The organism is Pseudomonas sp. No.21 (genome assembly GCF_054558415.1).
Genome location: NZ_BAAJNO010000010.1, coordinates 262,516 through 287,072, shown reverse-complemented (window position 1 = coordinate 287,072; position 24,557 = coordinate 262,516). Strand labels below are relative to the sequence as shown.

19 protein-coding genes and 1 pseudogene are annotated in these 24,557 nt (G+C 67.9%); 11 read left to right on the top strand and 9 right to left on the bottom strand.

Annotation, left to right across the window (positions count from 1 at the left end; genetic code table 11):
- Positions 1-182 precede the first annotated feature (182 nt).
- Positions 183-1,625 (top strand): SulP family inorganic anion transporter, encoded by a 1,443-nt coding sequence (locus ACYJSS_RS22050; RefSeq protein ID WP_111262555.1) that lies wholly within the window; start codon positions 183-185, stop codon positions 1,623-1,625.
- Positions 1,626-1,871: 246 nt separating this feature from the next.
- Here ACYJSS_RS22050 and ACYJSS_RS22045 read toward each other — a convergent pair whose 3' ends face one another.
- Both ACYJSS_RS22045 and ACYJSS_RS22040 read right to left on the bottom strand, forming a co-directional pair.
- Positions 1,872-2,924 (bottom strand): NAD(P)-dependent alcohol dehydrogenase, encoded by a 1,053-nt coding sequence (locus ACYJSS_RS22045; protein WP_236205025.1) that lies wholly within the window; start codon positions 2,922-2,924, stop codon positions 1,872-1,874.
- 24 nt (positions 2,925-2,948) lie between these two features.
- On the bottom strand, positions 2,949-3,953 hold the full coding sequence (locus tag ACYJSS_RS22040) for an aldo/keto reductase (RefSeq protein ID WP_236205024.1): 1,005 nt from the start codon (positions 3,951-3,953) through the stop codon (positions 2,949-2,951).
- 912 nt (positions 3,954-4,865) lie between these two features.
- Between ACYJSS_RS22040 and ACYJSS_RS22035 the strand changes: the two genes are divergently transcribed.
- Positions 4,866-6,122, top strand: coding sequence for an OprD family porin (locus ACYJSS_RS22035; RefSeq protein ID WP_111264879.1), 1,257 nt, complete (start codon positions 4,866-4,868; stop codon positions 6,120-6,122).
- Positions 6,123-6,393: 271 nt separating this feature from the next.
- Here ACYJSS_RS22035 and ACYJSS_RS22030 read toward each other — a convergent pair whose 3' ends face one another.
- Together ACYJSS_RS22030 and ACYJSS_RS22025 are read right to left on the bottom strand one after the other, a co-directional pair.
- Positions 6,394-7,587 carry a GGDEF domain-containing protein gene (locus tag ACYJSS_RS22030; RefSeq protein WP_111264878.1) on the bottom strand — a complete coding sequence of 398 codons (1,194 nt, stop codon included), beginning with the start codon at positions 7,585-7,587 and terminating at the stop codon, positions 6,394-6,396.
- Positions 7,588-7,704: 117 nt separating this feature from the next.
- The gene (locus ACYJSS_RS22025) at positions 7,705-8,808 is read right to left on the bottom strand and encodes a DUF2855 family protein (protein WP_236205023.1); all 1,104 of its coding nucleotides are present in this window, start codon (positions 8,806-8,808) and stop codon (positions 7,705-7,707) included.
- A 204-nt stretch (positions 8,809-9,012) separates the two neighbouring features.
- Between ACYJSS_RS22025 and ACYJSS_RS22020 the strand changes: the two genes are divergently transcribed.
- Together ACYJSS_RS22020 and ACYJSS_RS22015 are read left to right on the top strand one after the other, a co-directional pair.
- A complete protein-coding gene (locus ACYJSS_RS22020; protein WP_236205022.1) occupies positions 9,013-9,744 on the top strand; it encodes a carbon-nitrogen hydrolase family protein in 732 nt (243 codons plus the stop codon).
- A gap of 50 nt (positions 9,745-9,794) precedes the next feature.
- The gene (locus ACYJSS_RS22015) at positions 9,795-10,445 is read left to right on the top strand and encodes a tetratricopeptide repeat protein (RefSeq protein WP_236205021.1); all 651 of its coding nucleotides are present in this window, start codon (positions 9,795-9,797) and stop codon (positions 10,443-10,445) included.
- A gap of 303 nt (positions 10,446-10,748) precedes the next feature.
- Here the strand turns inward: ACYJSS_RS22015 and ACYJSS_RS22010 are convergent, their stop codons facing one another.
- Both ACYJSS_RS22010 and ACYJSS_RS22005 read right to left on the bottom strand, forming a co-directional pair.
- Positions 10,749-11,099 (bottom strand): hypothetical protein, encoded by a 351-nt coding sequence (locus ACYJSS_RS22010; protein ID WP_236205020.1) that lies wholly within the window; start codon positions 11,097-11,099, stop codon positions 10,749-10,751.
- Between the two features lie 75 nt (positions 11,100-11,174).
- Complete coding sequence (locus ACYJSS_RS22005; RefSeq protein WP_236205019.1) at positions 11,175-12,392, bottom strand: sugar transporter; 1,218 nt, start codon at positions 12,390-12,392, stop codon at positions 11,175-11,177.
- 543 nt (positions 12,393-12,935) lie between these two features.
- On the opposite strand from ACYJSS_RS22005, the gene ppnN reads away from it, so the two are divergent.
- Positions 12,936-14,318, top strand: a complete 1,383-nt coding sequence (ppnN, locus tag ACYJSS_RS22000) for a nucleotide 5'-monophosphate nucleosidase PpnN (RefSeq protein WP_111264598.1) — start codon at positions 12,936-12,938, stop codon at positions 14,316-14,318.
- Between the two features lie 95 nt (positions 14,319-14,413).
- Here the strand turns inward: ppnN and ACYJSS_RS21995 are convergent, their stop codons facing one another.
- Positions 14,414-15,355, bottom strand: coding sequence for a class I SAM-dependent methyltransferase (locus tag ACYJSS_RS21995; protein WP_111264599.1), 942 nt, complete (start codon positions 15,353-15,355; stop codon positions 14,414-14,416).
- 140 nt (positions 15,356-15,495) lie between these two features.
- On the opposite strand from ACYJSS_RS21995, the gene ACYJSS_RS21990 reads away from it, so the two are divergent.
- The 5 genes and pseudogenes from ACYJSS_RS21990 to ACYJSS_RS21970 all read left to right on the top strand — a co-directional run bounded on the left by ACYJSS_RS21990 (position 15,496) and on the right by ACYJSS_RS21970 (position 20,367).
- A complete protein-coding gene (locus ACYJSS_RS21990; protein WP_236205018.1) occupies positions 15,496-17,034 on the top strand; it encodes a sensor domain-containing diguanylate cyclase in 1,539 nt (512 codons plus the stop codon).
- 164 nt (positions 17,035-17,198) lie between these two features.
- Positions 17,199-17,690, top strand: a pseudogene (locus tag ACYJSS_RS21985) (MCP four helix bundle domain-containing protein); the annotation flags it as partial.
- A 72-nt stretch (positions 17,691-17,762) separates the two neighbouring features.
- Positions 17,763-18,824: a methyl-accepting chemotaxis protein gene (locus ACYJSS_RS21980; RefSeq protein WP_373874514.1), complete on the top strand. Its 1,062-nt coding sequence runs from the start codon at positions 17,763-17,765 to the stop codon at positions 18,822-18,824.
- Between the two features lie 133 nt (positions 18,825-18,957).
- Positions 18,958-19,869 carry a LysR family transcriptional regulator gene (locus tag ACYJSS_RS21975; protein WP_111264602.1) on the top strand — a complete coding sequence of 304 codons (912 nt, stop codon included), beginning with the start codon at positions 18,958-18,960 and terminating at the stop codon, positions 19,867-19,869.
- 108 nt (positions 19,870-19,977) lie between these two features.
- Complete coding sequence (locus ACYJSS_RS21970; RefSeq protein WP_111261293.1) at positions 19,978-20,367, top strand: helix-turn-helix domain-containing protein; 390 nt, start codon at positions 19,978-19,980, stop codon at positions 20,365-20,367.
- Between the two features lie 391 nt (positions 20,368-20,758).
- Here the strand turns inward: ACYJSS_RS21970 and ACYJSS_RS21965 are convergent, their stop codons facing one another.
- Both ACYJSS_RS21965 and ACYJSS_RS21960 read right to left on the bottom strand, forming a co-directional pair.
- A complete protein-coding gene (locus ACYJSS_RS21965; RefSeq protein ID WP_236205016.1) occupies positions 20,759-22,261 on the bottom strand; it encodes an ATP-binding protein in 1,503 nt (500 codons plus the stop codon).
- Between the two features lie 179 nt (positions 22,262-22,440).
- The gene (locus ACYJSS_RS21960; RefSeq protein WP_236205015.1) at positions 22,441-23,391 is read right to left on the bottom strand and encodes a GlxA family transcriptional regulator; all 951 of its coding nucleotides are present in this window, start codon (positions 23,389-23,391) and stop codon (positions 22,441-22,443) included.
- 242 nt (positions 23,392-23,633) lie between these two features.
- Between ACYJSS_RS21960 and ACYJSS_RS21955 the strand changes: the two genes are divergently transcribed.
- Positions 23,634-24,383 carry a TerC family protein gene (locus ACYJSS_RS21955; RefSeq protein WP_111261285.1) on the top strand — a complete coding sequence of 250 codons (750 nt, stop codon included), beginning with the start codon at positions 23,634-23,636 and terminating at the stop codon, positions 24,381-24,383.
- Positions 24,384-24,557 lie beyond the last annotated feature (174 nt).

The following is a 24,557-nucleotide window of genomic DNA, read 5'->3' as shown; positions in this document are numbered from 1 at the left end:
AAGACTCGCCGCCGGCACCCAGCTGCGAGCGGCCGGGTATTCCATCGCGAATGAATTCGCTCCCACGAGATGGGCAGCGGGTGGAGGGCCGGGCTGGGCCAACCGACCGGGCAACTGGTCCGGGCGCGGGAGTTTCCGTAGAATCCGCCGCCCTGCTTCTGTCCCACCTCCCCCGGTAGCCCATGAAACCTGCCCGTATCCGCGCCGACGTCCTGGCCGGCCTGACGACTTCGTTCGCCCTGGTGCCCGAGTGCATCGCCTTCGCCCTGGTGGCGCACCTCAACCCGCTGATGGGCCTGTATGGCGCGATCATCATCTGCACCCTGACGGCGCTGTTCGGCGGCCGGCCGGGCATGGTGTCCGGGGCCGCCGGCTCCATGGCCGTGGTGATCGTCGCGCTGGTGGTGCAGCACGGCGTGCAGTACCTGCTGGCCACGGTGCTGCTGGGCGGAGTGATCATGATGGCCTTCGGGTTGCTGCGCCTGGGCAAGCTGGTGCGCATGGTGCCGCACCCGGTGATGCTGGGCTTCGTCAACGGCCTGGCGATCGTCATCGCGCTGGCCCAGCTGGAGCATTTCAAGACGGGCGAGGCCTGGCTGTCGGGCAGGCCGCTGGCGACCATGCTCGGCCTGGTGGCGCTGACCATGGCCATCGTCTACCTGCTGCCGCGCCTGACCCGCGCCCTACCGCCGGCCCTGGCGGCGATCCTCGGCATCGGCCTGCTGGCCCACTTCACGGGCCTGTCGACGCGTACCCTCGGCGACATGGCGCACATCGCCGGCGGCCTGCCGACGTTCTCGCTGCCCGAGGTGCCGTGGAACCTGGAAACGCTGCGCATCATCGCGCCCTATGCGCTGCTGATGGCGATGGTCGGCCTGCTGGAAACCCTATTGACCCTCAACCTCACCGACGAGATCACCGAGAGCCGGGGCTACCCGGACCGCGAATGCGTGGCCCTGGGCGCGGCCAACATGGCCTCGGGCCTGTTCGGCGGCATGGGCGGCTGCGCGATGATCGGCCAGACGGCGATCAACCTCGGCTCCGGCGGCCGTGGCCGGCTTTCCGGGGTGGTGGCCGGCGGCATGATCCTGCTCTTCGTGCTGTTCCTCTCGCCGCTGATCGAGCGCATCCCGCTGGCCGCGCTGGTGGGCGTGATGTTCGTGGTATCGCAGCAGACCTTCGCCTGGGCCTCGCTGCGGGTGCTGCACAAGGTGCCGGTCAACGACATGCTGGTGATCATCGCGGTGACCGTGATCACCGTGCTCACCGACCTGGCCATGGCGGTGATGCTGGGCATCGTCGTCGCCGCCATCAACTTCGCCTGGCAGCATGCCCGCGAGCTGTACGCCGACAGTCACCTGGAGGCCGACGGCAGCAAGCGCTACCAGGTCCACGGCACGCTGTTCTTCGCCTCCACCACGCCCTTCCTCAATCGGTTCGACCCGGCGGGCGACCCGGCCCAGGTGACCCTGGACTGCCGCCACCTGAGCTTCGTCGACTACTCGGCCATCGCCGCGCTGATGACCCTGCGCGAGCGCTACGCCAAGGCCGGCAAGCACCTGCGCGTGGTGCACCTGTCCGAGCGTTGCAAGCAGTTGCTCAAGCGGGCGGGTGTGCAGCACTGAGGGCTGGTTTCTTCCCGGGACCAAGGTGCAGGCATCGAGACCGCTCGGTGGATGGGAAGAGCGCCATCCACCCTACAGGTGCCGCAGATGGGACCGCGCTGCATGGGTTGGCCTTGCGCAGGGTGGATGACGCCTTTTTCATCCACCAGCGGAGCCACTGCACCCATGAAAATGCCCGGCCACCGCTTGTGCGATGGCCGGGCATTTTTCTGTGCCTGGGCCTTGCGGCTCAGGCGCCTGCGTCGATCAACCCGCCTCGGACAGCGAGGCCATGTCGATCACGAAGCGGTAGCGCACATCGGATTTCTCCATGCGCTCGAAGGCTTCGTTGATCTGGTCCATGCGGATCATTTCGCAGTCCGGGAGGATGTTCTTGCGGGCGCAGAAGTCGAGCATCTCCTGGGTCTCGGCGATGCCGCCGATGGGCGAGCCGGCGAGGCGGCGGCGACCGAGGACGAAGGGGATGGTCAGCTGTTCGTCGATGGGGCCGATCTGCCCGACTATCACCAGGGTGCCGTCGATATCCAGCAGTGCCATGTAGGGCGAGACGTCGTGGCGCGAGGGCACGGTGTCGATGATCAGGTCGAAGCTGGACTGCGCGGCGCTCATGGCCTTCTTGTCGGTGGACACCAGCAGGCGGTCGGCGCCCAGGGCCTTGGCGTCGTCGGCCTTGTCGGCGCTGCGGCTGAGCACGGTGACTTCGGCACCCAGGCCGACGGCGAGCTTGACCGCCATGTGGCCGAGGCCGCCGAGGCCGATCACGCCCACGCGGCTGCCGGGGCCGACGTTCCAGGTGCGCAGCGGCGAGTAGCTGGTGATGCCGGCGCACAGCAGCGGCGCCGCCTTGGCCAGGTCGAGGCCTTCCGGCACGCGCAGGACGAACTCCTCGCGCACCACCAAGTGCTTGGAGTAGCCGCCGAAGGTGAGTTCCCGGGTGATGCGGTCACGGCTGTTGTAGGTCTGGGTGTTGCGCTCGCGGCACAGCTGCTCCTCGCCCTTGCGGCACTGGTCGCACTGCATGCAGGAATCCACCATGCAGCCCACTGCCACGTTGTCGCCGACCTTGTAGCGCGTCACCGCCGGGCCGACCTCGATCACCCGGCCGATGATCTCGTGGCCGGGCACGATGGGGTACAGGCTGAAGCCCCAGTCGTTGCGCGCCTGGTGCAGGTCGGAGTGGCAGACGCCGCAGTAGAGGATTTCCATCGCCACGTCGTTGGGGCGCAGTTCGCGGCGCTCGAACTTGAAGGGTGCGAGCGGTGCAGCGGCGGTCTGCGCGGCATAACCGATTGTGAACATGAGCAGTACTCCAGGGGTTGGGGATCAGCCGACGCGTCGGCCTTCGATGGGATAGGCGGGATCGGAATAGCCGGGGGTCGAGGCGTGCCCGGTGGCCACCAGGCTGTCCACCAGGCGCTCGTCGTCCGGGCCGAGCTGCAGGTCGAGGGCGCCCAGGTAGGCGTCCCACTGCGCTTCGGTGCGCGGGCCGGCGATGGTCGAGGCGAGCAGGCGGTTGTGCAGCACCCAGGCCAGGGCGAAGGCGACCGGGGTGGTGCCCCGGCTGGCGGCGTGTTCGGCCAGGGTGCGGGCGATGTGCAGCGACTCGGGGCGCCATTCGGTCTGCTGGATGCGCTTGTCGCCGCGGCCGGCACGGGTGTCGGCGGGCGGCGGTGCGTCCACCGGGTACTTGCCGGTGAGCACGCCACGGGCCAGCGGGCTGTAGGAGACCACGCCCAGGCCGTAGTGGCCGGCGGCGGGCAGCTGCTCCACCTCGGCGGTGCGGTCGACGATGTTGTACAGCGGCTGGCTGGCCATGGGCCGGTCGACGCCGAGGGCATCGGCCAGGCGCGCCACCTCGGCGATGCGCCAGCCACGGAAGTTGGAAACGCCGTAGTAGCGCACCTTGCCCTGGGCGATCAGCTCACCGATGGCGCGCACGGCTTCGTCCAGCGGCTCGCCGGCGAAGGCACGGTGGATATAGAGCAGGTCGATGCAGTCGGTGCCCATGCGCCTGAGGCTGGCCTCCACCGACTGGAAGATCCACTTGCGCGACAGGCCCTGCTGGTTGGGGCGCTCGCCGAACGGGAAGCCGAACTTGGTGGCCAGCACCCAGTCGTCGCGTCGCGCGGCGATGGCGCGTCCGACGATCTCCTCGGAGCGGCCGGTGTTGTAGACGTCCGCCGTGTCGATGAAGTTGACGCCCTGCTCGAAGGCCTTGTCGATGATGCGCCGGGAGGTGGCTTCGTCGGTCTCGCCGCCGAACATCATGGTGCCCAGGCACAGGGGCGAGACTTTGAGGGCGCTGCGCCCCAGGTTGCGGTAATCCATGGGTGTCTCCATCCGGTCAGGCTGGAAAGGGTAGATCAGCGGAGGTTGCGATCAATGCGATGGGACCCGGAATCAGGCCAGGAGCGAAGATTAAGCGTCGCCGGGGCCTGTCCGGTAGCCGACTTCTCCGCCGTGCTTGCCCATTCCTGCCAATCGTCGAACGCCTCGAAAGGTGCATTCCAGAGCGATCGGCGCCTTGCCCGATACTGCAAGGGGCCTCCTGGCCATTCGCCGTATCGATGATGGGGCATCAGCCCGGCGAGGCCTCTGCCGGGCTCTTGTACGAGGTTTGTGGAGCGCCGGACCGGCTCTCCGGGGAGTCGACCCACCCTGCCCGCCAGGCGGCGAAAAACCTGCCCGTCCGGTTAGCTTGTGCGGCGCCATGACGCATAGGGCTGAAGTGAATGAGCAATCAACTGCCCAGACTTATATATGTCGGATGCATTGCACGCGTTTCGCTCGAACCGATAATTAACCCATTGCCCGATACTCCAACAGTGCAACTTGGCGAGTGCAGCAATCCTCTTCTCGCGCCTATAAATCGCGGCCAAAAAAAAAGCCGCTTCAAGAGAAGCGGCCAATAAACCAAAGGATGATGAACTGGAGCAAGGCGCCACTCCGACAACCAACTGGAGCCACGCCCTGAGGTATTCATCGCCGCCAGAATACGCGCCACGCCCAATCGCAAACTATTAATTTCATTGATATTAATCATCAGCCTCATCAGTTACGGATTACTTGCGCGCGCGTGTTAACTGTTACCCGCCACTTATTCCGCGGACCTTATAAGCAACAATTAGTTCGCACTGTCACGGTTGGGAATCTACAGTTTCCCGGTCGATCGGCAATTGAATAAGCGGTCTCTTCCTGCCGACTCCAAGCCATCAAAAAAACCAATATCTGGGAGCATCCATGCATAACCGAAACTATATAGCCGCCGCCTGCACGCTGCTTTCCCTGGGTATCGCCCAGGCCCACGCCAGCGAGCAATCCGACGCCAAGGGCTTCGTCGAGGACGCCAGCCTGAAGGTCCTGCTGCGCAACGCCTATTTCAACCGTGACTACAAGGACAAGACCAACGACGCCAAGGTCTGGGGCCAGGGCTTCATCGGCACCTTCGAGTCCGGCTTCACCCAGGGCACCGTCGGCTTCGGCGTGGACGCCTACGGCCTGCTGGGCATCAAGCTCGACAGCGGCCGGGGTCGCAACTACAGCGCCTTCTTCGACACCGACAGCGACGGCCACCCGGTGGATGACCTCTCCGAGGCCGGCGGCGCGGTGAAGCTGCGCTTCTCCAACACCGTGCTCAAGTACGGCAACCAGTTCCCCTCCCTGCCCGTGCTCGCCTATGACGACAGCCGCCTGCTGCCGCAGGCCTTCACCGGCACCCTGGTGACCAGCAAGGAAATCGAAGGCCTGGAACTGAACGTCGGCCGCTTCACCGCCGACAGCCCGATGGGCGACCCGGCGCGCGACCCCAATCGCCTGAAGAGCATCGACGTGATCGGCGGCAGCTACGTGGTCAACGACGCGCTGTCCGTGGCCCTGTACCACTCCGATGTCGAAGACACCTTCAAGAAGTACTACGGCAACGTGAACTACACGATTCCGTTCAACGCGGAACAGGCCCTGAACCTCGACTTCAACATCTACCGCACCGACTACGACGACAACTCCGATGCCGCGCTGGACTTCGGCGGTGACGGCGAAAACGACAAGAACACCCTGTGGAGCCTGGCCGCCAAGTACAGCGTCGGCGCCCACGCGTTCATCATCGCCCACCAGCGCAACACCGGTGATGCCGGCTATGCGTACGACTACGGCGACGGCGGCAGCACCATCTACGTGGCCAACTCCTACTACTCCGACTTCAACCTGAAGAACGAGCGTTCCTGGCAGGCGAGCTACGAGCTGGACTTCGCCACCTACGGCGTTCCCGGCCTGAGCTACAAGGTCGCCTACGTGCGCGGCAGCAACATCGAGGCCGGCGGCGAGAGCGACGGCACCGAGCGCGAGCTGTTCAACCAGTTCAAGTACGTGGTGCAGGACGGCCCGGCCAAGGACCTGTCGTTCAAGCTGCGCAACTCCATCTACCGCGCCGACAACAACGTGGGCCCGGACCTGAACGAAGTCCGCGCCTTCGTCGAGTACCCGATCAGCATCCTCTGATCGCCAGCACGCGCGCCGGGCAACCCGGCGCGCGCGCCCTCGCTCACGCATTCCCCGTAGGAGCGGCTTCAGCCGCGAAAGCCCCGCCGCCGGCACAAGGCTGCGAGCGGCCGGATACTCCATCGCGAATGAATTCGCTCCCACAGATTCCAGCAAGCGCTTCGCGAGCAGAGCTCGCTCCTACGGGAGCGTGCCCCGGTACCCGCAGGTTGGCGCCGAGCGCAGCGAGGCCCAACGCAGCGATACCTCACCCGGGCATTCCCTCACCGGCTCAGCAGAGCGTCATCGCCGCCAGGCAGGCACGGTTGCGGCCTTCCTGCTTGGCCCGGTAGAGCAGCTGGTCGCAGCGCGCCAGCAGGTCCTGCGCCCTGGCCAGGCCCGCGCCGCTGGAGAGCGAGGCCCCCAGGCTGATGGTGTGGTGGCGCAGGCCATCGGGGCGGTTGAGGTGCTCCATGTCCAGCCCCGCCACCTGCACCCGCAGGCGCTCGGTGATGTGCTCCAGCTCGGCCTGGCTGCCGACCTGCAGCAGCACGACGAACTCCTCGCCGCCGTAGCGGAAGACCTTCGCCTGCCCGTCGCGCAGGGTGTGCACCAGGCTGTCCACGACCTCGCGCAGGCAGCGGTCGCCGGCCAGGTGGCCGTAGTGGTCGTTGTAGGGCTTGAAGTAGTCGATGTCCGCCAGCAGCAGCGCGAAGGGCCGGCCGTGCAGGCTCATCTGCTGCCAGTACTCCTCCAGCACGCGATCGAAGGCGCGGCGGTTGCCCACACCGGTGAGCGCATCGGTGCTCGCCAGCTCGTGCAGGCGGCCATTGAGCGTGGCCAGCTCGGCGCGTTGGCGGCGCGCCTCCTCGTCGGCGAGAAAGGCCTGGCGCACGCCACGGATGGTGGTCCAGCTGATGAACAGGCTGAAGATCGCCACCGGCAGGTAGACCAGGGTGAAGATCAGCAGCGCCTTGGTGTCCCCCGGGTGGATCAGCGCGACGTTGTAGAGGATCACCCCGGAGATCGCCAGCGAGCAGGCCAGGATGCCCCTGAACGAATAGCGCACTCCCAGGTTGCCCAGCACGATGAACACCACCGAGGCATAGAGGAAGGTCGCGACGTCGGGCGAATCACTGCGCTTGAGCAACTCGAACCAGGCGATGGTGGACACGATGTCGTGCAGCGGCATGAGCATGTCCATCAGCAGCACGCTGCGGCTGTAGCGGAACACCAGGAAGATGTTCAGCAGCCCCACCAGGCTCAGCAGGCCCCGGGTGACCAGCGACTCCATGGCCATGTCCGGGATCAGCAGCGCATCGGCCAGCACGTAGGCGTCGTAGGCGATCATCGCGATGAAGTTGATCGCCAGCAAAAAGCCCCGGTAGTGCGTGAGCACATAGGCCTTGTAGGCCGGCTCGAGCACGGCGGGGATGCGCCCGCGCAGGGGCCGGGTCGGGACTGTCGGGGTCGCGGGAAGTGTCATGGGGCACTGAGCCTGGGCTGACGCCGGGACGGCGGTCATGGCAGTTGGCCAGTCTAGGGAGGCGCAGGACCGCCGTCTACTGGGACGAGAATCACTCCGTCCCCCGCTCCCCACCCCTCACTCCAGCAAGGACAGCACCACCCCCACCTGCGGCTCCAGCTGGCCCCGCAACGCCGCCAGGTAACGCTCGCGCACCACCGGGGCGCCGTGGCCGTACTCGAAGATCAGCCACGAGCGGGCGAAGCCGTTGAAGGCCTGCCAGCGTTCGGCGAGCGTGCGGGCGAAGGCCGCCGCACCCCACAGCTGGTGCAGGCGCTTGCCCTCGTTGGGGGCGAAGAAGAACACCGGTTTCGGCCCGGCCAGGCCGTTCGGCAGCGCCTGGCGCTGGTCCCAGTGGGAGGCACCGACCTGGCAGCTGTAGCGCAGCCCCGCCTGCAGGTGAGCGTGCAGGCGAGCGAGCAGCTGGCTGTTGCCCGCCAGGTCGATGACCATCGACGGCACGTCGCCGGCCAGGAATTCCACCTCGCCGTATTCCAGCACCCGGTCATAGCAACCCAGCCCGGCGGCGAAGGCGCGATTGGCCGTCGAGGACAGGCCGATCACCTCGTAGTCCTGGCCCCGCTCGGCACGGTGCCGGCTGAGCAGGTAGGCCAGGCTGATGGCGGTCTTGGACGAGGCGCTGGTGATGATCACCTGCTTCGCGCCGAAGGCCTGGTTGCCGGCGACGAATTCGTCGAGCAGGAAGGCCGTGGTGAACAGCGGCCGCAGGAGCATCTGCGGGGCCTCGCTGTCGTCGCTGTAAAGCGGGTCGGTGGCGCAGTTCAGGTAGTGGTTGTAGATGGCCGGCAGGCCCTGGCGATGGGCGACGGCATCGGTGAACCCCTGGGCATCGACGCGCCCCGGCTCCATCACCACATGGCTGGCCATGGGGTAGTAGCCGTAGAAGCGCTCGCCCTCGGCGATGCCTTCGCAGCGCGATCGCAGCACCACGGCGAAGCCCCAGACCGGGACCAGCCCCTGGCCCTCCACCGTGGGGAAGAAGCGCCAGTAGCCCATGGCATCGCCCAGCGCCGCATAGCTGATGTTGTTGGCGGTGAAGGCGAAGCGCTCGACGCCCAGCAGCACCTGCCCCTCATCCAGCTCGACGGCCAGTTCGCGGCGGTGGGACTGGCAATCATCCAGCTGCGTGCGGTTGATCCGCAGTTCCTGATAGGTGCTCATGGGGCGGTTCCTCGTGGGGGGGGGCGGCCAGCGGAAAGCCAGTCTAGAAAGGCCCCCGGAGCGCGTCCAGATGCCGCCATGGATCAATCAGGGGCTGAATGACGTGCACAGGGTACAGGTGCATGGGCCACCCCTCGAAAAGGCTCTGGCGTGGGGCTGTCACGGCGATTTAGCATGGCGCCCTCATCTGCAGGAGCACTCCACGTGAAGCTATGTGCCGCGCAACTGTCGTCGATCGCGGGCGACATCGAAGGGAATGTCGGCAAGCACTGCGCGTTCATCCAGCGGGCGGTGGAACAGGGCGCCACCTTGATCCTGTTTCCCGAACTCTCGCTGACCCACTACGCGCCGTCCCTGGCCCAGGGCCTGGCCACCACACCCGACGACCCGCGCCTCGACGCCCTGCAGCATCTCGCCGACGCGCACGGCATCACCATCTGCGCCGGCCTGCCGATAGCCGGCGCGCCGCTGCCGCGCATCGGCATGGTCATCTTCCAGGCCCACCAGCCACGCGGCCTCTACTGCAAGCAGCGCCTGCACGCCGACGAGCTGCCCTGGTTCAGCCCGGGCGAAGGCCAGGCGCTGATCAGCCTCGGCGAGCACCGCCTGGCGCCGGCCATCTGCTACGAATCCATGCTCCCCGAGCACGCGGACGAGGCCGTCGCGGCGGGCGCCGACTTCTATCTGGTCAGCGTCGCCAAATCGGCCAACGGCATCGCCGCCGGGCACCAGCACTACCCCGCCATGGCCCGCCGCCATGCCATGCCGCTGCTGATGAGCAACAGCATCGGCCCGGTGGAAGGCTTCCTCACCACCGGCCAGTCCGCGGCCTGGAACCGCCAGGGCGACTGCCTCGGCACCCTCCCCGACGGGCAGGAAGGCCTGGTGCTGCTGGACCTGGAAAGCGAACGCGTCGAGCTCATTACCGGCCCCTGACGCCCCGCTGCGGGGCCTGCAACACCCCTCTTTCGCGCAAGGGAATTCCCATGTTCATCAGGAAGCTGATGCTTCTCGCCGCCGTTTCACTCTCGCAGCTGCAAACCGCCGTAGCGGAGGAGGACACGCAGATCGTCGAGCGCATCGACGCCCAGGTCCGCGCCAACGCGCAATGGACCCAGGAGGCCGAGCACTGCCCGGCCGACCTGATGCCCGGGCACCGGGCGCTGGAAATCAACGCCCATGACTGCAATACCGCCGACCAGCTGGATGGCTGCCTCGCCCTCTGCACCGCCGGGGACGCCTACTCCTGCCTGCACACGGCGGTGACCCTGCAGCAACTCGGCGGCGACCCCGCCGGCTTCGAACCCCTGTACCAGCGCGCCTGCAAGCTGGGCGCCGCCTCCGGCTGCACCAACCACGCCGCCGGGCTGTACCGCGCCGACATGCAGAACGAGCGCGTGCAAGCCTGCGCCGCCCGCAGCTTCACCAAAGCCTGCGACCAGGACGACCCCTGGGCCTGCACCATGCTCGGCATGTACCTGGCTCGCGGCATCGGCGTGAAGAAGGACCTGCCCAAGGCCCTGGAGGTGCTGAAGAAGTCCTGCAAGCACGGCGAGGAAGATCCCGCCTGCAGCAACGCCCTCCAGCTCGGCGCGAGCATCAGGAAGACGCTGGATGAGGCCAAGCCGGCCGATTGACGACGCGTCCCGCCATGCCTGGGCCAACAGCATGGGTTTCGCTTCGCTCTACGCCATCCTACGAAAGTCCGTGCGCACCACGTCGTGATGCGTTGGACGAAGCAGAGGTGGTAGGAATCCTGCGGAGCCCAGAAAAACCGTGCCTGGGCGCCTTATCTAAAACCACGACAGCTAACGCAGGCATAGCGTCTTTCGTTATGCCTTAGCCCCCACAGCATGGGTTTCGCTTCGCTCTACGCCATCCTGCGAGAGCTGCAGCGCGCGCAGCGATGTGAGGCGTGGGGGCAACGCAGGTAGCTCGCCTTACTCGCTGGGCAGGTGCTTGCCGTGCTTGGCACCGAGCTTGTCGACGTAGTCCACATCCTCCTCGCACAGCTGGTAGCCCGCCATGTAGGCCTCGCGGTCGATGTCCGCGCCTTCGCCGGCGGCGTAGCGGGCCTCGTCATAGACGGGCAGTTGGTAGTGGGCGAGGAACTCGGTGATCAGCGCTTCGCGCTGGGCATCGCCAACGTCATAGCCGCCGTCGTAGAACAACCGGTCGATGCAGGACACCGCGCCCCGGTAGCGCGACTGGTCCGCGTCGAGGGTGGCCGCCTGCACGGCAAGGGGCAGCAGCAGGGAGCCGATCAGCAGCAGCGGGGAGCGGAGCGCCATGGGAAATCCTTCTCGGTGACTGGACGAAGGCACAACCCTAGCAGGGGTCCCGGCGACGCGCCGTGACGCCCTTCCCTATCCGCCCTGGCGCCCACCACGCAGGGCCTCGGCGAACTTCCAGCAGGCGAACGCCGCCAGCACCAGGCCCGTCACGGCGAGCACCGCCCCGGCATTGCCCACCTGGCGCAAGGCGATGTGCTGGCTGACCAGGCTGCCCAGCAGCGCGCCGCCGCCGATGCCGACGTTGTACAGGCCGGAGAACAGCGCCATGGCCACGTCCGTGGCGTCGGACGCCAGGCGCAGCACGCTGGATTGCTGGGCCAGGCCGAAGCACATGATCGCCATGCCCCAGAGCAGGCTCATGCCCAGCAACCAGCCGTGGTGCTGGGCCAGCGGCAGGAGCAGCACCAGGCTCGCCGCCAGGATGCTCACCGCCACCAGCAGCAAGCCCCTGGGGAAGCGGTCGCTGTAGCGGCTGAAGAGGATCGAGCCGAAGACACCCGCCCCGCCGGAGAGCAACAGCAGCACGGTGGTCATCTGCCCGCTCATGCCCGCCACGTCGCGGGAGAAGGGCTCGATGTAGCTGTAGGCGGTGAACTGCGCGGTGATCACCAGCACGGTGAGCACGTAGAGCGCCACCAGGGGCGGTCGCTTGAGCAGCATCGGCAGGCTGCGCAGGGAGCCGGAGTTCTGGCTCGGCAGCAGCGGCAGGGTGCGCGCCAGGCACAGCGCCGTCAGCACCGCCAGGCCGGCGATGGCCAGGAAGGTGGTGCGCCAGCCCAGGGCCTCGCCCACCACGCGGCCGAGGGGGATGCCCAGGACCATCGCCATGATGGTGCCGGTCGCCAGCAGCCCCAGCGCCTTGGCCTGCTTGCCCGGCGGCGCCACGCGCACCGCCAGCGAGGCGGTGATCGACCAGAACACCGCATGGGCGAAGGCGATGCCGATGCGGCTGAGCATCAGCACGCCGAAGCTCCAGGCCACGCTGGACAGCAGGTGGCTGGCGATGAACAGCACGAAGACGAACACCAGCAGCTTGCGCCGCTCGATGTTGCGGGTGAGCAGCATCAGCGGCAGCGAGGCCAGGGTCACCACCCAGGCGTAGAGCGTCAGCATCAGGCCGACCTGGGCGGTGGGCATCTCGAAGCTGCGGCCGATGTCGCTGAGCAGCCCCACCGGAACGAATTCGGTGGTGTTGAAGATGAAGGCGGCCAGGGCCAGGGCGATCACGCTCAGCCAGCTGCCGGCGCGGGGTTCGGGTGTCGGGTCGAGGGTGGGGCGTTCAGGGCTCAAGGGCTGTTCCGGGGCTGTGGCTGGAGTCGGGACAGGGTCGATGCGCCTCCACCGCGCATGCCAGGGGCCACCCGGGGAAAGGCACGGGGCGGACGGCTGCGGCAGGGTTTGTTCTTGGAATGGGAGGGGGTACGGCCTGGAAGCGGCGATTCTACGCCTCCAGCGGCCATGGCACCAAGGCGAATGACCGGTGGGTCGCAGCAGTGGGCCGGCGAGTGGTGGGAGCGGTTTCAACCGCGAGGCCCGGCACGTCATCTTTCGCGAATGAACTCGCCCCTACAGGTACGTGCCCCCGCGTAAGCCGGGTGCAGACCCTGCCCATTGCTCGCGGAGCAGATCGCACAAAATGCTTGTCAGAGCCCAAGGGTTCCCGCTATCTACGTGAACCCACCTGATTGCGGCGCGCCGATCGACAGTGCCTGAAGCACACCCCCGGCGCGTCACACGACCGCCGGAGCCACGACACATCCAGCGCCCGGCGCTCATCACCCCGATGCGGGGGGCCGAGCGGCCCGCCCGACATCGCTTTTCATGGAATAGAGAATGCCCCCGAGACACGTAGTCAACGCCGAAGTCAGCCCCAAAGGCAGCCTGGAAACCCTCTCCCAGCGCGAAGTGCAGCAACTGAGCGAAGCCGGTTCCGGCAGCATCTACACGCTGTTCCGCCAGTGCGCCCTGGCCATCCTCAACACCGGCGCGCAGATCGACAACGCCAAGACCATCCTCGATGCCTACAAGGACTTCGAGGTGCGCATCCACCAGCAGGACCGCGGCGTGCGCCTGGAACTGCTCAACGCCCCGGCCGACGCCTTCGTCGACGGCGAGATGATCGCCAGCACCCGCGAGATGCTCTTCAGCGCCCTGCGCGACATCGTCTACGCCGCCAGCGAACTGGACAGCCTGCGCATCGACCTGGAGAGCTCCCAGGGCATCACCGACTACGTCTTCCACCTGCTGCGCAACGCCCGCACCCTGCGCCCGGGCGTGGAGCCGAAGATCGTCGTGTGCTGGGGCGGCCACTCCATCAGCACCGAGGAATACAAGTACACCAAGCGCGTCGGCCACGAACTGGGCCTGCGCAGCCTCGACGTCTGCACCGGCTGCGGCCCGGGCGTGATGAAGGGCCCGATGAAGGGCGCCACCATCAGCCACGCCAAGCAGCGCATCGTCGGCGGCCGCTACCTGGGCCTGACCGAGCCGGGGATCATCGCCGCCGAAGCGCCCAACCCCATCGTCAACGAACTGGTGATACTGCCGGACATCGAGAAGCGCCTCGAGGCCTTCGTCCGCGTCGGCCACGGCATCATCATCTTCCCCGGCGGCGTGGGCACGGCGGAGGAGTTCCTCTACCTGCTGGGCATCCTCATGCACCCGGACAACCGCGAGCTGCCCTTCCCCGTCATCCTCACCGGCCCGCGCAGCGCCGAGCCCTACCTGCAGCAGCTGCACGCCTTCGTCGGCGCCACCCTGGGCGAGGATGCGCAGAAGCGCTACCAGATCATCATCAACGACCCGGCCGAAGTGGCGCGGCAGATGGCCCAGGGGCTGAAGGAAGTGAAGCGTTTCCGCCGCGAGCGCAACGACGCCTTCCACTTCAACTGGCTGCTGAAGATCGACGAAGGCTTCCAGCGCCCCTTCGACCCGACCCACGAGAACATGGCCGCCCTGCAGCTCAGCCGCTCGCTGCCGCCCCACGAACTGGCCGCCAACCTGCGCCGCGCGTTTTCCGGCATCGTCGCCGGCAACGTCAAGGACAAGGGCATCCGCCTGATCGAGGAGCACGGCCCCTACGAGATCCACGGCGATGCGCAAGTGATGCAGCCGCTGGACCGCCTGCTCCAGGCCTTCGTCGAACAGCACCGCATGAAGCTTCCCGGCGGCGCGGCCTACGTGCCCTGCTACCGGGTGGTGGAAAGCGGCCACTGAGCCGCCAACGGAGCCAGGCAGGGGTGCAGGGACGGCCCCTGCATCCCGCATTCCCGGCCTTCCCTGCCTTCCCGGGCTGAAGCCCGGGCTACGCCTTACACGCCCTGGGTGAACACCAGGGCCTTGAGCCCGCCTTGCGGGTCCACGTCCTCGAATTCCGGCGGATTGGCCAGGCGCTCGCGGAAGCTCAGAGCGGGCGCCTCCTCGGCCATGGTGCGGACGATGAAGTCGGCCCCCGTGGACGGGTCGTTGACGCAGGCCAGCACCTGGCCGCCCTCGGCCAGCAGCTCCGGCAGGCGGCGGAGGATCTTGCGGTAGTCGCGGTCCAGTTCGAAGCTGCCCTTCTGGAACGACGGCGGGTCGATGATCACCAGGTCGTACGGCCCGCACTTCCTGACCTTGCCCCAGGACTTGAACAGCTCGTGGCCGAGGAACATGACCCGGGCCATGTCGTGGCCGTTCAGGCGGTGGTTGTCGCGGCCACGGCTCAGGGCGGCGCGGGCCATGTCCAGGTTGACCACTGCCTCGGCACCGCCGGCGATGGCCGCCACGGAAAAGCCACAGGTGTAGGCGAAGAGATTCAGCACGCGCTTGCCGGCGGCCTGCTCGCGGACCCAGCGGCGCCCGTAGCGCATGTCGAGGAACAGGCCGATGTTCTGGTTGCGCATCAGGTCCAGGCGGTAGGCCAGCCCGTCCTCGTGCATGGTCCACTGCTCCACCGCCTCGCCCCAGAGCAGCTCGGTGTCGCTGCCCGGCAGGTAGCGCAACTGCAACAGCAGGCTGCGCACCGGTGCTGCGCGCCAGGCTTGGCTGGAAACCAGTCCGGCGAGCATCGCCTTGAGGCTGTCCAGTGCCCCGGCTTCCGGCTCGCGGAACAGCGCCACCTGGACCACCCCCTCCAGCCAGTCCACCACCAGGTGCTCCAGCCCCGGCCAGCGGCGGCCTCGCCCATGGAACAGGCGGCGCGTCTCGGCGGGCAGATCGCCCAGGGCGGCGGTCAGCTGGAGGCGAAGGGTCTCGATGGCGTCGGGGGTCATGGCGGTGCGGGTCCTGGTTCCGGGGCGCGGCATTCTAACCGCAGCGCTGCTAGGCTGCCTGTGTCCCGACTCTGCGGAGGTTTTCTCGCGCCCATGGTCACAACCATGACGTTCCCGTGTCATCGTCGAGCCCGACAAGCATGAACAGGCCACCCCCCTCAGACAGCAACCCGGGCCATGTCCAGGCGCGGCGCCTGGCGTTCGGCTTCACGGCGCTGGTGATCCTGGCGATCATCGCCATGGAGATCTGGCAGGTCTGGAAGGCCCACGAGCAGGAATACCGTCGCGCCGAGGTCAACGCCACCAACGTCACCAGCGCCGCCGCCCAGCATGCCCGCGATGCCGTGCGCCAGGCCGACGCGCTGCTGGTCGGGCTGATCGAGCGAGTCGAGTGGGATGGCATCGACAAGCTGCAGGTGGATCGCATGCGCAGCCTGATGAAGCGCCAGCAGCGCTTCCTGCCCCAGCTGCACGGCCTGTTCATCTACGACAAGGACGGCAACTGGCTGGTGACCGACAAGGACAGCGTCCCCGCCGGCGCCAACAACGCCGACCGCGAATACTTCATCCACCACCGCGAACAGGCCGACAACGACCTGTACATCGGCAAGGCCATCTACAGCCGCTCGACCGGCGACCTGGTGATCCCCGTCTCGCGACGCATCGACAACCCCGACGGCAGCTTCGGCGGCGTCGCCCTGGCGACCCTGCGGGTGAGCTACTTCGTGCGGTTCTACGAGAGCTTCGATGTCGGCGACGCCGGCATCATCATCCTCGCCCTGCAGGACGGCACGCTGCTGGTACGGCGCCCGTTCCTGTCCGAAGCCATTGGCGCCAGCCTGGCCAAGGGCGCGGTGTTCAGCGAGCTGCTGCGCAAGGCACCGGCCGGCACGGCGATCTTCCATGGCCAGGTCGATGGCGTGGAGCGCCTGTTCAGCTACCGCCAACTGGCCGACTACCCGCTGGTGGTGGAGACCGGCATCTCCACCCGCTCCATCACCGCGCCCTGGCTCGACCAGGTCGCGCGCTCGGCCATGGTGGTGGTGGCGATGATCGTCGGCCTGGTGCTGTTCGCCCAGGCCCTGATCCGCCGCATCGAATCCGGCGCCCTGGCCGAAGAGGAGCTGCGCCTGGCCCACGATGCCCTGGAGCAACTGGCGATGGTCGATGGCCTCACCGGGCTGGCCAACCGCCGCCGCCTCGATGCCGTGCTGCCCATCGAGGCGAGCCGTGCGCGCCGCCAGGGCACGCCGCTGGGCATCGTCATGTTCGATATCGACCATTTCAAGCGCTACAACGACCGCTACGGCCACCCCGCCGGCGACCAGTGCATCAAGGCCGTGGCCCAGGTGGTGGCAGCCTTCGCCCGCCGCCCCGGCGACCTGGCGGCCCGCTACGGCGGTGAGGAGATGACCTTGCTGCTGCCCAACAGCAACGAGGCCGACACCCGCGCCATCGCCGAACAGGTGTGCCTCGCCGTGCGCGAGCTCGGCATCCGCCACGAAGGCAGCGAGCTGGGCCTGGTGACGCTCAGTGCCGGCTTCCACGCCTACCAACCCGCCCCCAACGACGGCACCCCGGACAGCCACCTGCTGCGCGCCGCCGACGAAGCCCTCTACAGTGCCAAGGCCGCCGGCCGCGACCGCGTCCACCCGCACAGGGCCGAGCCCGCCGTCTGACCCTCACACCCAAGCGGATTCCACCCGCATGGCTCCCCGCGCCCCCTTCAGCTTTTCCCACGCCCCGCCGATAATCATTCTGTCGCTGCGCTCGGCCCCACGAATGGCGTGGTTGCTTACCTGGCTGCATAAGAACGGTCCATAACCAACCGGGAGTCGTCCCCATGCTTCTACGCCGCATGAAGATCGCGCCGCGCGCCATCCTCAGCTTTTCCCTCGTCACCCTGCTGGTGATCCTGCTCGGGCTCTTCGCCCTGCACCAGATGAAAGGCATCCGCGCCTCCACCGTGATGCTCGGCGAAGACAGCATGCCCAGCTACGCGGCACTGGGCACGATCAACGAGAAGATGCTGCGCCTGCGCATCGTTTCCTTCCGCATCCTGGTGGACCGCGAGCCCGAGCTGCTGCGTGCCACCCACCAGCGCGAGGCGGAACTCACCGGCCAACTGCACCAGGCCCAGGAGGTGTACGAGAAGCTGGTGGACGAGGGCGAGGAAGCGGCCCAGTACGCCCGTTTCAAAGGGGTGCTGGCGGAGTATTACCGGGTCAACGACAAGCTGATGCAGCTTTCCGATGCCGACCGGCTCGACGAACTGCGCGCGCTGCTGGGCGGCGAATACAAGAAGCTCTCCGACGAGCTGGGCGTGCAGCTGGAAACCCTGATGAAGATCAACCAGCGCAACGCCGCCGAAGCAGAGCAGCACGCCGTCGACCAGTACGACGGCGCGGTGCTGGTGGTCAGCGCGGTGATGATCCTCGCGGCGCTGCTCACCGGCATCCTCGCCCTGGTGCTCACCCGCAGCATCGTCACGCCGCTGGACGAGGCCATGAAGGCCGCCGAGAGCGTCGCCACCGGCAACCTCACCGAACGCATCGAGGTCCACGGCGACGACGAGCCGGCACGGCTGCTCGGTTCCCTGCGCACCATGCAGCAGAGCCTCAAGACCACCATCGAGCACATCGCCCGTTCCTCCGACCAACTGGCCTCCGCCGCCGAGGAACTCAATGCGGTGACCGAGGACTCCAGCCGCGGCCTGCACCAGCAGAACCAGGAGATCGAGCAGGCCGCCACCGCCGTCAACGAGATGACCACCGCCGTCGACGAGGTCGCCCGCAACGCCGTCGCCACCTCCGAAGCCTCGCGCGACTCCGACCGCACCGCGCGCGGCGGCCAGGAGCAGGTCAACCGCACCGTCGAGTCCATCAGCGACCTGGCCCGCGATGTCGGCCAGACCTCCGGCCAGGTCGAGGAACTGGCCGGCAAGGTGCAAGGCATCAGCAAGGTGCTCGACGTGATCCGCGCCATCGCCGAGCAGACCAACCTGCTGGCGCTCAACGCCGCCATCGAGGCCGCCCGCGCCGGCGACGCCGGGCGCGGTTTCGCCGTGGTGGCCGACGAGGTGCGTGCCCTCGCCCACCGCACCCAGCAGTCGACCCAGGAAATCGAGCAGATGATCGGCGGCATCCAGCAGGGCACCAACCAGGCGGTCGATGCCATGCAGCACAGCAGCCAGCGCGCCCGCGCCACCCTGGAGATGGCCCGCGCCGCCGGCCAGGCGCTGGACACCATCACCGAGGCCATCAGCCACATCAGCGAACGCAACCTGGTGATCGCCAGCGCCTCCGAGGAGCAGGCACAGGTGGCGCGGGAAGTGGACCGCAACCTGGTCAACATCCGCGACCTGGCCCAGCAGACCGCCGCCGGCGCCCACCAGACCAGCGCCGCGAGCCAGGAACTCTCGCGCCTGGCCGTGGACCTCAACGGCCTGGTCAGGCGCTTTCGCGTGTGACCCACGGCGCCTGCGCGGGCCCATCGCGCAGGCGTTCCATTACCGCGCATGCGTACAAGCCGCCTGCGCGGCGATCTGCCAGGCTGGCGAACCACCCCGCTTCACCCCGACGCATCGATGAAGGAAACCGAGCATGAACCGCAGTGAAATGCGCCGCGTGGACCTGAACATGCTGATCGTCTTCGAGACGCTGATGCACGAGCGCAACCTGACCCGCACCGCCGAGAAACTGTTCCTCGGCCAGCCGGCGATCAGCGCCGCCCTGTCGCGCCTGCGCGACTATTTCAACGACCCGCTGTTCGTGCGCAGCGGCCGCGCCATGGAGCCCACCACCCGCGCGGTGGAAATCCTCCAGCAACTGCGCCCCGCGCTGGACGCCATGTCCAACGCCCTGAGCCATGCCCATGAATTCGATCCGGCCACCAGCAACATGGTGTTCCGCATCGGCCTCTCCGACGACGTCGAGTGCGGCCTGCTGCCCCCGCTGCTCAACCACCTGCGCGAGGTGGCGCCGAACATCGTGCTGGTGGTGCGCCGCGCCAACTTCCTGCTGATGCCGAGCCTGCTCGCCTCGGGCGAGATCTCCGTCGGCGTCAGCTACACCACGGAGCTGCCGGCCAACGCCAAGTGCCGCACCCTGCGGCGCATCCAGACCCTGGTGCTGCGCGCCGACAAGCGCCCCGAGCCGCTGACCCTGGACGACTACTGCAGCCGCCCTCACGCGCTGATCTCCTTCTCGGGCGACCTGTGCGGCAACATCGACCAGGACCTGGCGCGCATCGGCCGCTCCCGGCGCGTGGTGCTCGCCGTGCCGCAGTTCAACGGCCTGCGTGCCCTGCTGGCCAACTCCGAGGTGATCGCCACCGTGCCCGACTACGCCGCCAGCGAACTGGTGGCCGGCGGCGGCCTGCGTGCCGAGCCGCCGCCCTTCGAGATCGTCCCCGCCAAGCTGACCATGGCCTGGCGCGGCGCCCAGGACAACGACTCCGCCGAGCGCTGGCTGCGCACGCAGATCGTGCGCTTCATGAGCGAAGACGGGCTCTGAGGCGAATTAACAACGTTTAACTCGCCCCCTGCCCCGCCCTCCCGAACAATCCGCTGACCGCCCGTGGCCATCCGGCCACGGAATCGAACGCGAACCGGGATGATCGCCATGGCCAGTCTTCACCACGACAGCACCTGCGGATACGACCAGGCCGAGCCCGGTGCCTGCGGCGGCCTCGCCCCCTGGCGCGAGCGCCTGGCCAAGCAGATGATCCTCACCCACCTCGCCGAGGGCATCCCGGTCGCCCGCCTGGCCGAAGCCTGCGCCCTCTCGCGCAGCCACTTCGCCCGCGCCTTCAAATGCACCACCGGCATGACGCCCCAGGACTGGCTGCGCCGGCAACGCCTGGCCCGCGCCAAGGAACTGATCCGCAACTCCGACCTCAGCCTCACCCGTATCAGCCTCGAATGTGGTTTCTACGACCAGGCCCACTTCTCCCGCCTGTTCACCCGCGCCGAGGGCGTCAACCCGATGAACTGGCGGCTGATCGGCGATTGATGCCACAGGTTGGCGCCGCTGCGGGCACCGGGCTGCCAGTGGCCGGATGCGCCATCCACCCGACCCCTGGGTCAGCACCGGGGGGTTGGATCGGCACCGCAGGATGGCGTAGAGCGCAGCAAAACCCATCGCCACAAGCGCTGGGTTGCACGCGAACTACAGGCTGGCCCGCGACCTATGCAGGGGTGACTGCAGTCGCCAAGCTGCCCTGACAGGGTGCCCCTGGCGGCAGCGCCTGGTGGATGAAGGGAGCGTCATCCACCCACGCCGATGGGCACCGTGATCCGGGTTGGGCACGGCGCCGCAGGTTGGCGCCGTGCGCAGCGAGGCCCAGGGGTGCGGGGTTCGGCGCTGTTGCGTTGGGCTTCGTACCTCAGCCCAACCTACCGGTTCAATGGGGCACGCCTTGCATCGGCGCGCCGCGCCAGAGGCTGGGCAGCGGCAGCGCCTGGCGCCATTCAGGGGTGCGCGGGTGGTGCAGCTCCAGCCGCTCGCCGCCATCGCGCAGCTTGTCCAGGGCATAGGCCCGGGTGGTTTCCAGCAGGCGGTAGCGCACCTGCTCCTCCTCCGGCTCCGCCAGCAGCAGGGATTTCGCCACCAGATGGCTGATGGTCTCGTACAGCCGCGTTTCGCTGATGCGCTCGCAGGCGATGACCCGCGCGGCGCCGTCGAAGGTGAAGGCCTGCCTGAACAGCGCCAGGCGCTGCAGCACGACGCGCTCCAGCGCAGTCAGCAGGTCATAGCTCCAATCCAGGCTGGCCCTCAGGCTCTGGTGCCGGGGCACCGCCGTGCGCCGCGCGTGGGAGAGCTGCTGGAACGGGCCATCGAGCAGCCGTTGCAGGCCGTCGAGGCCCAGGCTGTCCACCTGGGCCGCGGCCAGTTCGATGGCCAGCGGCAGGCCGTCGAGGCGGCGGCAGATCTCGCTCACCAGCGGCACGTCACCCGGGCGCAGGCGGAAGCCATCCTGGCGGGCGCGGGCACGGCTGACGAACAGGCGGATGGCAGCGCAGCCCAGGGCTTGCTCCACGGAGCATTCGCCCGGCGCGGGCGGCACCGGCAGGCCCGCCAGGCGCTGGACGAACTCGCCTTCGGCCAGCAGCGGCTCGCGGCTGGTGGCCAGGATCGACAGGCGCGGCGCGCGGCGCAGCAGCCCCTCGGCCAGCAGTGCCGCGGCGTCGGGCAGGTGCTCGCAATTGTCCAGCACCAGCAGTGCATGACGGCCGCACAGTTGCCGGCCGATATCGGCGACAGGGTCCGCCCCCGGGCCCTGGAGGCCGAGCGTCGCGGCCACGTGGCGGGCCACGCCGTCCGCCCTGCAATCGGCCAGGTCGATGAGGTGCGCCCCGTCCGCGTAGTGCTCCAGCAACAGCTCGGCGACGCGCAGCGCGACAGTGGTCTTGCCCACGCCGCCGGGGCCGGCCAGGGTGAAGAAGCGCCGCTGCGGCACCTCGCGCACCAGGGCCCCCACCAGCGCATCGCGGCCCTCGATGCGGGTCAGCCGAACCGGCAGGTTGTGCGCCGGCCATGCCCCCGGGGCCGCAGCCGGCACCCTGCCTTCGCAGCTCACCGGGGCGACGAAGCTGTAGCCGCGCTGCGGCACGTTGGCGATGAAGCGGCGTCCGTCACGCCCGTCGCCCAGGGCCCGACGCAAGGCGGCGATATGCACCCGCAGGTTGCTCTCCTCGACCACTGTGGTGGGCCAGACGCGGGCGATGATGCAGTCCTTGCCGACCAGGTGACCGGCGTTCTCCAGCAGCAGCTGGAGGATGTCCAGGGCACGGCTGCCCAGGTGCAGCGGGCGTTCGCCCTCGAGCAACAGGCGACGCTGGACGTGGAACCGGAACGTGCCGAAGCACAGGACGGGGTCATCCGGGAAGATGGTGGGGTTGTTCATGTCGCTGTCGTGCCGACGACCCAATGGACTCGCCCTGCGAACTGCCTGCAGGGCCCCGATCCGGGCCCGTGCACCCTCCTTACGAGAATGCTTCCCATCATCCCAGCCTGGTGTGAAGGAACAATCACGGCGGGGGGAACGAGACGGCCAAGGCGGTGCCCAGGACGGACACGAGCCTGCTAGCTGAACTGCCGGCGGTACTGTGCGGGGCTGAGCCCGAGCTTCTCGGCGAACAGCACGCGCATGTGCCGCACGCTGCCGAAACCGCTGCGGTAGGCCACGGTCTTCAGGGGCAGGTCGCAGGTTTCCAGCAGGCTGCGGGCGCGGTCCAGGCGCGCGCCCTGGAGAAACTCCATGGGCGTCATCTTCACCTCGCGGGCGAACACGCGGGAGAAGTGCCGGGGGCTCATCGCCGCCAGGGCGGCCATGCGCTCGATGCTGAAGGGCTCCTCCAGGTGCTCCAGCACATGGCTCTGCACCCGCGCGATCGGCGAGTCGTCGCCCACCACGCCGGCCGCCAGCGGGCTGAACTGCGCCTGCCCACCCTGGCGCTGCATCACCACCAGCAGCACCTTGGCCACGTCCAGCGCCAGCTTACGCCCATGGTCCTCGGCGACCACGCCCAGGGCCAAATCGATGCCGGCGGTGACGCCACCGGAGGTGAGCAGCTTGCCGTCGCGGATATAGATGTGGTCCGTCTCGATCACAGCACCCGGACAGCGCCGCGCCAGGCGCTCGATGTAATGCCAATGGGTGGTGACCCGGCGGCCGTCGAGCAGACCGGCCTCGGCGAGGATGAAGGCGCCGGTGCAGATCGAGCCGTAGCGCCGCGAGGCCTGCGCCGCGCGGTTGAGCCAGGGCACCAGTGCGCCATGGCTGTCGTTGTAGGCGCCGGGGCCGCCAGGCACCAGCAGCAGGTCGAAATCCGGCTCGACCGCCTCGATCAGGTGGTCGGCCTGCATCGCCAGGCCGTTGGAAGCCCGCACGCTGCGCGCCCCACAGGCGAGGGTGACGATGCGATAGGCCTGCTCCGGCGGCAGGTAGCGGTTGGCGATGGAAAAGACGTCCATGGGGCCTGCGACATCGAGCATCAGCAGGTCGGGAAAAAGGAGGATGGCAACGGTCTTCATGCAGCGGTCGGAGTCGTCCGGGGAAGTGGAGATGTGCAGTATGAACAGGCACCGGGAGGCTGTCTGCGAACAATTGCCGGTGGCGCGGGCGCGCAAGCGGATGCCCCGGCCTACCGCCCGTCGGAAGCAGCCGCTGCGGGCGTGTTCGCAGCCAAGCTGAAAAGACTTGTTGCTATTCCCACATCGCCGCCGGTCGGTCGAATCTCCAGAATGGCGCCTCCCTGAATCTTCGGATAAACGACGTGGATTACCTCCTGCAACTCGTGTCGAGTCCCACCGCCTGGATCGCCCTGGCCACCCTGGTCGTCATGGAAGTGGTGCTCGGCATCGACAACCTGATCTTCATCTCGATCCTCACCAACAAGCTGCCCGAGCACCAGCGCGCCAAGGCCCGCCGCCTGGGCATCGGCATGGCGCTGGTCCTGCGCCTGGGCCTGCTCGGCACGGTGGCCTGGATCGTCCAGCTGGTGCATCCGGTGTTCGAGGTGTTCGACCATGCGTTCTCGTGGAAGGACATGATCCTCATCGCCGGCGGCCTGTTCCTCTTGTGGAAGGCCACCACGGAGATCCGCCACTCGGTGGACCCGGCCCCCGAAGGCGACCTGTTCGTTGGCAAGCAGGTCGCCGCCATCGGCTTCAGCTCGGCGATCGTGCAGATCCTGCTGCTGGACCTGGTGTTCTCCATCGACAGCATCATCACCGCCGTGGGCATGACCGAGCACGTGCCGATCATGGTCATCGCCGTGATCGCCGCCGTCACCGTGATGCTGCTGGCCGCCGACCCGCTGGCGCGCTTCATCAACGACAACCCCACCGTGGTGATGCTGGCCCTGGGCTTCTTGATCATGATCGGCATGACGCTGATCGCCGAAGGCTTCGGTGCCCATGTGCCCAAGGGCTACATCTACGCCGCCATGGCCTTCTCCGCCGCCATCGAAGCGCTCAACATGCTGTCCCGCCGCGCCCGTCGCAAGGCACAGCCGCAGGCGTGACGCACCGCCCCTCTCCTGCGGGAGAGGGGCGATTTCCGTTGCCCAGGACAGCACCGTAGCCCGATAGGCACCGGGCCCGGTGGGAGCGAATTCATTCGCGATGCCTTTCGCGGATGAAACCGCCCCCATCCGCCCTGTTCGCTGCAAAAACCGCGAAACTGACCTGAACCCTTC